The organism is Streptomyces sp. NPDC041796 (assembly GCF_055590785.1).
The window spans coordinates 1-11,046 of the sequence record NZ_JBVJAH010000049.1 but is presented as its reverse complement, the minus strand read 5'-3'; the positions used below and the strand labels follow the sequence as shown (position 1 = coordinate 11,046).

6 protein-coding genes and 4 pseudogenes are annotated in these 11,046 nt (G+C 65.0%); 4 read left to right on the top strand and 6 right to left on the bottom strand.

Annotated features, from left to right (window positions below; all coding sequences use genetic code 11):
* Positions 1 to 95: 95 nt before the first annotated feature.
* From ACZ6C1_RS37805 to ACZ6C1_RS37790, 4 genes and pseudogenes are all read right to left on the bottom strand, one after another.
* Positions 96 to 1,139 (bottom strand): annotated as a pseudogene (locus ACZ6C1_RS37805) (IS110 family RNA-guided transposase); the annotation flags it as partial.
* 206 nt (positions 1,140 to 1,345) lie between these two features.
* Positions 1,346 to 1,672 carry a ferritin-like domain-containing protein gene (locus ACZ6C1_RS37800; protein ID WP_469247591.1) on the bottom strand — a complete coding sequence of 109 codons (327 nt, stop codon included), beginning with the start codon at positions 1,670 to 1,672 and terminating at the stop codon, positions 1,346 to 1,348.
* A gap of 548 nt (positions 1,673 to 2,220) precedes the next feature.
* Complete coding sequence (locus tag ACZ6C1_RS37795) at positions 2,221 to 2,373, bottom strand: hypothetical protein (protein ID WP_469247590.1); 153 nt, start codon at positions 2,371 to 2,373, stop codon at positions 2,221 to 2,223.
* Between the two features lie 54 nt (positions 2,374 to 2,427).
* Complete coding sequence (locus tag ACZ6C1_RS37790) at positions 2,428 to 4,512, bottom strand: hypothetical protein (RefSeq protein ID WP_469247589.1); 2,085 nt, start codon at positions 4,510 to 4,512, stop codon at positions 2,428 to 2,430.
* A gap of 1,251 nt (positions 4,513 to 5,763) precedes the next feature.
* On the opposite strand from ACZ6C1_RS37790, the pseudogene ACZ6C1_RS37785 reads away from it, so the two are divergent.
* Positions 5,764 to 5,949, top strand: a pseudogene (locus tag ACZ6C1_RS37785) (helix-turn-helix domain-containing protein); the annotation flags it as partial.
* A 124-nt stretch (positions 5,950 to 6,073) separates the two neighbouring features.
* Here the strand turns inward: ACZ6C1_RS37785 and ACZ6C1_RS37780 are convergent.
* The gene (locus ACZ6C1_RS37780; protein ID WP_469247592.1) at positions 6,074 to 6,241 is read right to left on the bottom strand and encodes a hypothetical protein; all 168 of its coding nucleotides are present in this window, start codon (positions 6,239 to 6,241) and stop codon (positions 6,074 to 6,076) included.
* 113 nt (positions 6,242 to 6,354) lie between these two features.
* Between ACZ6C1_RS37780 and ACZ6C1_RS37775 the strand changes: the two genes are divergently transcribed.
* The gene (locus ACZ6C1_RS37775; protein WP_469247588.1) at positions 6,355 to 6,630 is read left to right on the top strand and encodes a hypothetical protein; all 276 of its coding nucleotides are present in this window, start codon (positions 6,355 to 6,357) and stop codon (positions 6,628 to 6,630) included.
* A gap of 665 nt (positions 6,631 to 7,295) precedes the next feature.
* On the opposite strand, the gene ACZ6C1_RS37770 is transcribed toward ACZ6C1_RS37775, so the two are convergent.
* Positions 7,296 to 9,089: a trypsin-like serine peptidase gene (locus ACZ6C1_RS37770; protein WP_469247587.1), complete on the bottom strand. Its 1,794-nt coding sequence runs from the start codon at positions 9,087 to 9,089 to the stop codon at positions 7,296 to 7,298.
* Positions 9,090 to 9,490: 401 nt separating this feature from the next.
* On the opposite strand from ACZ6C1_RS37770, the pseudogene ACZ6C1_RS37765 reads away from it, so the two are divergent.
* Positions 9,491 to 9,822, top strand: a pseudogene (locus tag ACZ6C1_RS37765) (transposase); the annotation flags it as partial.
* A gap of 374 nt (positions 9,823 to 10,196) precedes the next feature.
* Positions 10,197 to 10,944 (top strand): annotated as a pseudogene (locus tag ACZ6C1_RS37760) (transposase).
* The last annotated feature ends 102 nt before the right edge of the window (positions 10,945 to 11,046 follow it).

The window sequence follows — 11,046 nt, the reverse complement described above, 5'->3', positions numbered from 1 at the left end:
CAGCAGCCTCGGCTACCGCAGTCCCGCCGAATACGAGACTGCCCTGGCGGCCTGACCACCACACCGAAGGTGTCCGCCAAAGCGGAACAAGCTCACATGCAGGCGAAGGCGGAGAGGAACATGGCGCGTTTGAGCTGCCGGTTTCCGCCTCTGGGGGCGTGTTCGCCGTGGATTGAGGTTCCGGATGACCTGGTCGTGGGGGCGAGGCCGGCGTAGGAGGCGAGGTGGGCGGCACTGGGAAAGCTGGAGCCGTCCCCGACGGTGACCAGCAGGACTGCGGCGGTCCTGACTCCGACGCCGGGCATCGAGGTCAGGACCGGGTGAAGAGGGTGGGCGTCCAGCAGAGTGCTGATCTGGGCTTCCAGGGCCCGGCGCTGTTCGTGGACCGCGGTGAGCGAGGTGGCCAGCGACGGGATGACGACGTCGAGGGTGCCGGTTCCCGGGACGACTACGGTCTGTTCGTCGAGGGCTTCGAAGATGTCGTCGACCAGCCGTGCGGCCATGCGCGGGGCCTTGGGACGGATTAACTCGACGAGTCTGCGGTGGCCGGCCTTCTGCAGAGCTGCCGGGGACCCGTATCGCTCAAGGAGCCAGGTGACGGCCGGGTGGTCCAGCCGCGGTCCCAGGACCCGCTCGAGGCTGGGGTGGAACTGGGTCAACAGGCCACGTATCCGATTGGAGGTGCGGGTGGCTTCCGCCGCGAGGTCCTGGTCAAAGCCGGTCAGCACCGTGAGCTCGGCGGTGATCTCGTCGGTCAGCTCGAGAGACCGCAGGGTGTGAGGCATGGTGCGGGCGGCGTCCGCGATGACCGCCGCGTCCTTCACGTCTGTTTTCGCCTCGCCCGGATACAGATCAGCGATCCGCCGCATCGCGAGTCCGGGCAGGTAGGCAACCTCGCAGCCCGCGTCGCGGGCCACGGTCAGCGGAAGAGCGCCGATGGACGCGGGCTGGTCCACGATCACCAGGACAGTGCCGAACTTGGCCCTGAGCTTGTCGAAGACGGCCCGCAGTTTCGGCTCGCTGTTGGGCATCGGCTTGTCGAAGACCTTCTTCCCGGCCGGGGTGAGCCCGTGGCCGTGGTGGGCCGTCTTGCAGACGTCCATCCCGAGGAAGACACCCATGCCATCGATGTCGAACATCGCACCCTCTCCGGGTCGTTGACCATGCCGGCCTCGGCAACGGCACCGTGCTCGCGCATCCACGTTATGCAGACCTGCCGCCCGCGAACTGCCCGGCATTGCGCCGGACCGGGCGGTGGCCGGGTCTCTCATCAGCGTCTGTGACGGCACCCCACGGACCCGGCGACACCACCCCCCAGGTCATCCGTTCGACAGAGGGGGCACAGTCATACCGGGCCCGGAGGCCAGCGGCCCCATTGCAGGACCGCGAAAAACATAACGAGGGCTCCGCCGATCGTGGTGAGGAGGTTGCATGCGAGGCCGAGGTGCGACATCTCGTCGAAGACGATGCGCCCTATCGCACTGAACAACCTGTTGTCCGCATCGGGGTCGCGCAGGGACCACCAACCACACAAGTACGAGGGCAGCGTGGCGAGTTCCAACATGATCGCCTGCTGGAGCGAGTCCTTGAGCCAGGAAGCGTCCCGCAGCTCGACGGGCTCCTCAGGCAACTGGACGATCCTCGTGCTTTGGTAGTCCGGTAGCACGGTCACGGAAAACCTCCCTGGGCCGTCCCGTCCCGGTGGTGCCGTCCGGGCCGGCCACTCGCCCCAGATTGCGGCGCAGGGCGCAGGGCGTTCATGGGCGCGAGGTTGCCCGGCAGGCCGACGGGAGAAGTCCATCTGCCCCTGATTCGAGGGCTCCCGAGGCATCACCACGCCGGGCAGGTGCTTCTCACGATACGCCGTTCGCGTCCGGCCGGCTTGCCGAGCGACGCACTGGGTCCTTTAACAACCAAGATCAGCCGTTGACTGGACACCCCCCATCCTCCACCTGGCAGCGCTTCGCCCCGCCGGAGAACCGCGGGGCGAAGCAGAGGGCCTGAAAGATGAACCAACAGCGCCGGTATTGGCTGGACATGTCCCGCTCTCTACAGTTCAGCGCACGTCCATCGTTGTCGCGCTTTGTACCGACGGGATTGTGTTCAGCCTGGTTCGCTGGGCGCCCGTGTCATCGCGCGCTAGTGGCTTGGGCGCTGCGCGGCTCGAGCTGTACTGGGCGATGCCAATGTCAGGCCGTCGGTGAGGGTGTGGTTTTGGGGTCACGTGCTGCGCAATAGGCTGGCCATCTTGAAATAAGCCGACCTGGTGATGAGTGAACTGCCGAAGAATGCCGAAAGGCTCACAGCCGCCAGCGCCAGGTTCTTGATGTTCGCCAGGTGGATCAGGAGATTCAGGGTTTCGCGGATTTCCATGTCGCGCCTCGTTGCTTGCCAGTGTTCTATGTGTCGACTGCATCTTTGGAGGTATCAGTGCCGTTGTCTACTGGTCTGCGGCGTTGAGGGGGTCTTTCCCTCAGACCTCGTGTCGGCGGGATCGGTGGGGCTGGTCGCGGATGGCGGGAGAAGTGGCCCCCTGCCGGTGGTGCGGCTGTAGATATGCCGCGTGCCGTCGGTAGGGAGGTCGGCTTCGACTGAGTATGTGCCGCTCTTGTTTGTGACGGTTCGGCCGATTTCCGTGCCGTCGACGGGGACGCCGTCCGGCTTGGTGACGAAGACGTGGACTTCTTGTCCGGGGACTGGCCTGCCGCAGCCGTCCAGCAGTTTGCCGGTCACTTGGACCTGACCGGAAGGCAGACGGAAGGCTTCGCTGGGAAGACTGCTTCCGGTCTTGCGGCATGCGGTGGGAAAGTTTCCGAGCTCGAACAGATCCGTGCCGTAAATCCGTTGGTCGGATGGATTCAGCAGCCGGAAGCGTCCGGGGTTTCCGAGAACGGCCCACGCGAGGCGTGAGTCCTTGCCATCGGTGTCTAAGAGGACGTAGCGGGCGCCGTTTGCATGCATGCGCTGTGCCAGCTCGTCAGTGGTCGAGGGCCTGCGCAGGATCACGGTGCGGCGCTGGAGCTGTGTGCCGGTCAAAGGGTGGATAAAAGGCTGTTTGTGATGGGCGAAGAGAGCGATGGTGGAGCCCTCTGGGACCCTTTCGAGGGCTCGGTAGGAGTACCAGGGCCATACCAGGTGCGCTGCATCAGGTTGCTGAGTCAGATCCAGGACCTGGCGTAAGGGGGTAAAGGCGCGGTCCGTATCGTGATCCGATTGAGTGTTTTCGTAGGTGGTGACAGGCAGCATGGAGTGGCCCCACCAGCTCGAGAGCGCTAGCAGGCCGGCGGTTGCGGCTGTGACGCTCGTGGTGAGCAAGCGGGGCATATACCCCCCGCCGCGGGCCTGCGACAGTCGGGTGAGAGCGTGTGCGGCCAGTGGCAGAACAGCCCCGACGGCGACCAAGACGTACCGTGCCCACCAAGCGGCGGGGCTGGCAATCGTCACTGCTGCGGCAGTGACGACCAGAAGCCCGGCGGGTCCACGGCAGCGGCGGCCACCCAGCCACAAGGTAAATCCGATAAGCGCACCAGGCAGGATGATCAGTACCCAGGCCGGGCCGAGGCCGCCGAGCCGGATATCGAAGCCGAGTGGCTGGGCATGCAGTGCCTGCGTCCATGAGATCCACAGCCGGGAAATCTCTCCGGCGCCGTGCAAGAGCGGTGGAGTGTCGTCGGCGATGATCACGTCCTGGACCGATCCCTTACCGGGAAAACCCAGAAGACTCACTGGGTAGAACGGGTTGCCGTGCGCCATCCAGTTCCGCAGGTACCACCAGGAGCCGACCGCGAAGACCGGCAGGATGAAGACAGCAGCCGCGCCCCACAGGGCGCTGGCGCGCGGTGGCAGTGCCGCGCGGGCAGGCAGCCGCATCAGCTGAAAAGCAACAGCCAGGGCAACGATAGGGAGCACGACCAGGTTGCTCGACTGCGCGCCCACCGCCAGCCCGGTTGCCAGCCCGATCGCGACCAGACGCAGCAGGATCTGCCTTTGAGGCCTGGCCGCAGCGGCGGCGTGCTCCAATCCGGCAACCAGGCTTAGCGCGGCCAGCGCGAAGGAGGCGGCACTGACATCCACATAGGTGGTGTGGGCCTGTGCGAAGGCTGCAGGAGTCAGCAGGAACGCGCAGGCGGCCAGGACCGCGTGAGAGCGACGGGCATGCAGGGCGCGTGCCAGTGACATGACGCTGAATGCCCCCAGCAGATAGCACGGCATTTGCGTCACGGGCATGTACTGCATAGTGCGCAGAAACACTGCCGGCCCTGCGGCCAACAGTTCTACGCCCATGGGATAGGTGTCGGCCCAGAGATTTTCTGGTGTGTGGACAATGTGGTCGGCCTGGATCCATTTGCCCGGGCCGACGAGGTGATACATCAGCCCGTCCCAGTCCGTGGCCGGAAGACGCAGCGAGAGCCAGGCACGAAACGTGTATACCGCTGCGGTAACCAACAGCGCCAGCAGGGTCCCTGGATGCCGCCAGGCCTGTCGAAGGGCATACGCGGCGGCCGAGCGCACCAGCCGGAGATTGGACTCAAGAGAGACAGTCCCAGCGTGGCTTGTGCGCAAAGCGAACACCCAGCATGAGGCTGCAAAGGCTGCTGCTCCCAGGGTCAGAGGCAGGGGCCGGTAGGCTTCGAATAGCGCGCCTGCGGCAAGGCTGACAAGGGTGCAGCCCGAGAGTCCGAACGTGATGAGCAGTACGGGAAGGTCATGTGCGCGTAAAGGGGCTTTCGCGAGGAGAACGGCGCACGCCCCCAGGCATACGAGTCCTGTACTTGCTACCAGTAACCACATGGTTCTGTCTCGTTTCAGCCAACATGATGCGGCGTAAAGGGGAATGGTCACCTGCGGCTTCGGTCGTCACTCACCGACGCGGAAGGCGAGAGTGCGGGCGCCGCAGGGCCGTGGCGGTGGCCAGCACCATGCCAATGATCGCGCCAGAGATAAAGGCGGCACGCGGCCCGGTGAAACCGGGCATAAGTGCCCATCCCGAGACACCGCAAGTAGAACAGCGTGACAGTGAGGGGGCGCCAGACCAGGGGGACGGCTGTGCGCAGCTTCCGGGTTCCAACACGAGCAACCCCAGTGACGTACCTACGGTGACATTTCTGGGTCAGACGTGTGTGCGGCAGTTCCGTCATGTTGCTGATGCGGTGCGCTGGCGTGAGCCGAAGAGCCTTACGGAGTTCTTGGTCCGCCTACGCCATCCCGTGTGAACTCGAGGCTTGGGAGGATCGATGTGGTGTGGGCTCGGCAACGTCTCGGCGGGAGCTGGTACGCCTGAAACCCCGTATGTGCTCACGCACATCGGCACCTCTGCTTTAGGTCGGTAGGCGAAAGACCTTCTGTCTTTTCTGATCGGTATCGGGGAGTTGAAGGGGGTCCCCAGCATCACCCCCGGCACCATGAACGCCGGCGACATTCTGGTCACCTCCACCCCCGTCAACATGCTCGCCACCATCCAGACCAAGACCCCCGCCTTCCAGGCCGCCTGGCACAACCCCTGGGGGAGAAAACCAAGGCGGCACCGACGGCAACAACGACCTCTACGGCCGCAACGACTACCACACCAACCACCACTGGACACCCTTACTGAGCTTCTACGAGTTGGCCCGTGATCAGGTGACGTACAGGGGTTCGCAACGGACAGGGCTCCCAGGCGGTTGAGCGAGAGATCTCACGTCTCAACTCGTTCGTCAGGGAGCTTTGTGGTTTGCTTATCCTGCCGCACTGGACCTTCCGTTTGCGCTCGTGGAGTCGGTCACGATGCTGATCGTCACCCGGGAGGGTGACCGACGGTGCAAGCTGCCGGCCTCCCAGCGGGCCCTCATCACACTGGTGTACATGCGCAAGCACGACACCCTGGCCCAGATCGCGGCCGGATTCCAACTCAGCGAAAGCACCGCCCACGGCTACGTACACACCGTGATAGCGCAGCTCCGGAATTCTGCATCCTCTGACGGCGCAGACTGTGTGGCGCGGGGTCGATGTCGTGCCCGGCGATCACCGCCTGACACTCGACCAAGCCGGGCACGCCCGCATCAGCCGGCGCTGGTCCGCGCCGACGGCCGAACTGTCACTGGCCGAGGGCGCCCGGCTGATCCGCGACGCTGGCCGACCGGTCGCCGTACGCGTCACCGGCCAGGAACTGGTCAGCGTCGATCTCGGCGGCGTCGACTCCACCGCCGTGGTAGGCACTGCTGCCCGTACGGCGACCAAGATCGCTGCGTACACCGACCGCCATCCACGACCTCCTGGGTGACGACATCACTTACGCGCAGCACACGGTGAAGGCACTGAACACACTGGAACACCATGTAGTGCCCGCAACCACCGTATTCCCTGACATTCGACCGCGTGAATGAACTCGACGACGACCTCGACACCCCGTGGCTATACTCCGTCAACCGCCATCGGCGCATGTACATCATCGAGCGAGCTGCCGAGCGCGGCTCCTCGCTATACCTGAGCGGGATGGGCGAGGACGAACTGTTCAGCGGCGCATCCGCTCACGTCCACGGCCTCCTGCGCCAGCATCCCGCAGTTACTCTCCCGCCGCTCGTACGGAACCTGGCTGAACCAGGTGGCGCGCGACCTGATGCGGCCCCAGCCCATGGCGGCCTGCGGTGGTGAGTTCGGCGGTCCCGCTCAGGTGAAGCCGCCCCGCGTGCGGCCTGACCTGAGCCTGTTCCGAGTTCTATGTCGACTACCGGTGATTCCTCGAGTGCCAGGGGAAGCTGCTGCCGAACGACCGCACGGCAACGAGTTTCCCATCTCTGGCCATGTCTTTGCCAAGTTCCGGCCCGGCACCATCAAACGGCGGCCAACCTGGCCTCGACGTGGCTGCTCCTACCACTGCCGACTCCCGGCTCGAGGGAGTGGGGGGTAAGCGACAGCCCAGGGATTCGGGCCCTGGGCTGTCCAGGGCCTGACTCGGCGACCCTGATGGAAACAGCATGACACGCTTCGCACCTCAGTTGCGGTTGAGAATCGCGGAGACACGCCCCACAGGCCAAGGGCTACAAGCTGGAGGAGTCGCTCGCCTATGTCGTCGTCAGGACGCTACTTGGCCAGCGCCTTCTGGCCTGCAGGCGGCGTCGCGATCCCCAGCCTGACCTTCGGCGCGCGAGGTCGCCTTGCCTGGTGGGTCGAATCGTTCTGACCACTCGGGTTGCATAACGGGCTGGCGGCGCCCGGCTGGAGCCGCCACCCGCCCTCCAGTTCGAGGCCGTCGGCGTGAGCGTCGGTTGCAGTGCCGCGTAGCCCCGCGCTTGGGATGCTGAAGAGTCGCTGCAGGGTCAGCCGCTTGCCAAGTCGAGTGCCCGGCCGATCCCTGCGGCCACCCGCGGGTCCGTCAGGTATTCCTCAATGCTGTGGGCTCGGTCACGAGCGTTGTTGACCGGGAATTCAGTTAGCGAGCCCCAGCTGTCCTTGAGGGGACATCCGATGGCCACCGCGTCGGCCGGATACCAGACGTTGGTCCATTTCCCCATGCGAGCGGGTCGGTTGGGGCCCGAAACCAGGAGGCGGTTATAGACGCTGTCGAGTCCCAACGGGCTGCCGGCGGTAACGAAGAGGGAGAGGTTGAGCTGTTCCGGCAGCCTTGCGACGAGATCCATTCCTACGACCGTGCCCAGGCTGTGCCCGACCAGCACCAGCTCACCAGAGGTGGGCACAGTCTCCAGCACACAGCTGATCACCGCTTCTCGTACCGCGGAGTCATTAAGGTAGGTGTCGACGTCCCGGAAGATCAGCGCGATCGTGAGGGCATCCAGGTCAGTCTTCGCCGCAAGCCAGCTCAGAGCCCAGTGCACAGGCTTCACCAGAGCGAGGCTCTCCATCATCGGCTGGCTGTCTGGGGGCATGCCCGCTCTCAAGGCTGCTTCCACAATGAGCGTCTCGTACGAGACCGTCTGCTCTGTAGCGAACGCGTCCGGAGCCGGCGCAGGCGCCGAGCCGTTGAGCGCTTCTGAGTGAGCGTTACGCCGCTTCATCACCTCGTGCATCAAGTCGCCGTAGAAGGGAAACCAGACATCCTCCGGGCGGATCCCGGGCATCCCGGCACGTGTAAGTCCATGGTTCAAGCCCGCGGTCCACTCACGACGTAATCGCTCGGGGTCCCACCCGTGCTGGCTGCGGCCATGCAGGAACAGCAGATGCCGCTTGCCCCCGTTCGCCTGGCTCGGCGGGCGCAGCCCAGCACGGCCCGCTGTAGCCTCCGGCATCCCGCCTGCGGGCGCGTGGGGCGACTCGACCGGATCAGTATGTGCTTCTGGGGCAAGGCCGGACTCGGGGCCCATCTCGGCAAGCAGTTCGCGCCGCAGAGGATCGAGCCTTAGCGACGCCAGATGCTTGAGCACCGAGCTGATGCGGACGCCCTCGTTCGACACATAACTGACGGCGTCTTCACCATCGCCCGTCTGCCAGATCTGGCCATCCTTACGCAGGATGCGTCCCTGATCATCTGTCTCCGGCACGCCGCTGTGATGCAAAGCGACGACCTCCCACTGGTCGTTGAAGACTGGCGACCCTGAGTTCCCCGGCTCGGTGTCAGTGGTGTAGTGCAGGAAGTCATCCAGCCGGAGCTGCAGTGTGTTGTTGCGGACAGCGATCTCTTTCAGGCGGCCGCTTGGGTGGCCGATGATGTTGACCGGTTCACCTACGACATGTTTGCCCATTGCAACGCTGAGCCTGTTCCATCCGAAGACTTCCCCTACCGGACGGCCGTCGGCGGCCGCGTGAACGGCCACGAGCGCGAAGTCAAGCCGCTCGTCCGAGACGAAGAAGGTACCGGGATCGAACTCAAACCGGACACCGCGGTCGGGGGTGTTATCGACGGTGACCTGCACATTGAACTCCAGGAAACACCGCCGTGCGAAGCCCGCATCCGGCAGAACGTGGTGATTGGTCATCAACAGCCGGGGCGAGACCAGGAAACCTGTGCCGTGTGGCAACTCACGCCCACTGTGCCGGATGGAGATACGCGCAACCGTCGCAGCAACGCGCGCACCTCGCGGTAAGAAGCTCCAAGCCTGCAGCTCCTTGGAGACCCCGATGATGCGCTCGTATGAGTCAGGAAGCTCCCTCCGCATGGCAGCGCCACCCGCCCCGCTCAAAACGACTGCGCTCCGCTCAACCAAGCGTGCGGCACGAGCAGCGATCGCCTCAAACGAATCCGGGAACCTCACACCAGACTGAAGTTGATCTTCGATTAGATGCCGCTCCGCAGCCGTAGCGCGATACCGCTCCGCAGCCGCCGCAGTGTGCCGCTCCTGTTCGTGTCGTTCCCTTTCAGTCACTGGCATTGGCCTCCACCGCCCTGGCAGTCGAATCGATCCTCCTTCCAGGAAGCGGACAGGCAGAGACATTTGCAACAAGAACGATGGTCAGGACGGCACGAGGACGCCAAGGGGAACCAAGCCACACGTCAAACGCCGCCCCGCTTGTCATCCAGCCCGATCCGTTTCGGCAATAATGAGCCAAATGAGCTGGGAACACGGTCTACGGGTACTTCGCCAAATGGGCCGACAAGAGCGTGTTCGCCCGGCTCAACAGCCTGCTCAGGCAGCTGCTACGGGAGAAGGAAGGACGGGACGGCGAGCGTCGGCCTGTGTGATCGACGCCCAGAGCGTCAATACCTCCACCAGCGTCCCCGCCGCCGGCCAGGGTGTTGACGCCGGGATCGTCGGCAGGAGGCGGAACATCATCACCGACACCCATGGACTCATGCTTGCCGTGCTGGTCACCGCAGCGAGCGTGCAGTCCGCCGCCGACGCCCGCCGCCTGGACCAGGTCGCCGCTGACCATCCCGGGTCGGACAAGAGTTTGACGTCCGGGAGGTCATTCGAAGCTGGCGGCCGATTGCTCTCCGGCTAAGCCGTGCTGCCAGCAGATCGCGGACGGTCGCGCGGTTGATCCAGGTGCGGTCAGGGAAGCGGTGCCCTCTCGGCCAGGGCGAGCCGGAGGGGTCTTCGAACTTCTCCGGCTCGAGGACAGGCTGGGCCGAATCTGGCGCCAGGACCTGCAAGCAACCGCGGTGGTCCGCGACGCACCGCCTCCCTGCGTGGCCAGCTTGGGAAGATACTAAGCTCTTTCAGCGTGGTCACCGATCGGGTGACGGGACTGGGGCAGTACGGACGAGGCCCCTTGGGTGTTGAGACAGATGCCTTACGTCTGAACTCTGCACCCGAGGGGCCTCGTTGGTTACGTATCCTGCCGCACTCGACCTTCCGCATGCCCTCGTGGAGACGGTCACGATGCTGATCGTCCTTCGTGAGGGTGACCGCAGGTGCAAGCTTCGTCCATCCGCGCGAGCTCTTGTCGCACTTGTGTATCTGCGTAAGCACGACACGCTGCAGCAGATCGCCGCAGGTTTTCGCATCAGTGTCGGCACGGCTCATGCCTACGTCCGCTCCGTCGCGGACCTGCTCGCCCGACGGGCTCCGGGCCTGACCCAGGCACTGCGCGACAGCAGCGCGTATGTGCTGGTCGACGGCACCCTGTCGGAATGCGACCGCGTCGGGGACAAGCGTGCGGACTATTCAGGCAAGCACCGCCGCCACGGGGTGAACCTACAAGTCGTCACCGATCCCGGACGGGCGGATTCTGTGGATCTCTCGCGTGCTGCCGGGCCGCACCCACGACCTGACCGCGGCCCGCCGCCACCGCATCATCAGCACCTGCCGCCGGCTGGGTATCGCGGTCCTGGCCGACCTCGGCTACCTCGGCGCCGGCGGGACCTTCGCCGTCCCCGTCCGGCGCCGCCCCGGCAAGGAGCTCGCCATCCTCGAGAAGTCGCTGAACAGAGCCCATGCACGGCTCCGATGTCCCGTCGAGCGGGGCATCGCCTCACTGAAGACCTGGCGGATCTTCCGGCATGCCCGCTGCAGCCCCACCTGGCTCACGTCAGCAGCCAAAGCAGTCCTCACCCTCGAGAAGCACCGCTGAAAGGGCCCACTGAGCCTCTTTCATCCTGTGCTGGAGGGTGAAATGGGCTGGTCAGCAGGTGTGGTGACGAGGCAGGGCCCCTCGTCGTTGGCGTGGTGATTC

What these genes read in the sequence shown, in the direction of transcription:
- ACZ6C1_RS37795 (WP_469247590.1), bottom strand. Translation starts at nt 2,373, where the DNA reads ATGGAAATCCGCGAAACCCTGAATCTCCTGATCCACCTGGCGAACATC.
- ACZ6C1_RS37780 (WP_469247592.1), bottom strand. Translation starts at nt 6,241, where the DNA reads ATGGCGGTCGGTGTACGCAGCGATCTTGGTCGCCGTACGGGCAGCAGT.
- ACZ6C1_RS37770 (WP_469247587.1), bottom strand. Translation starts at nt 9,089, where the DNA reads ATGCGGAGGGAGCTTCCTGACTCATACGAGCGCATCATCGGGGTCTCC.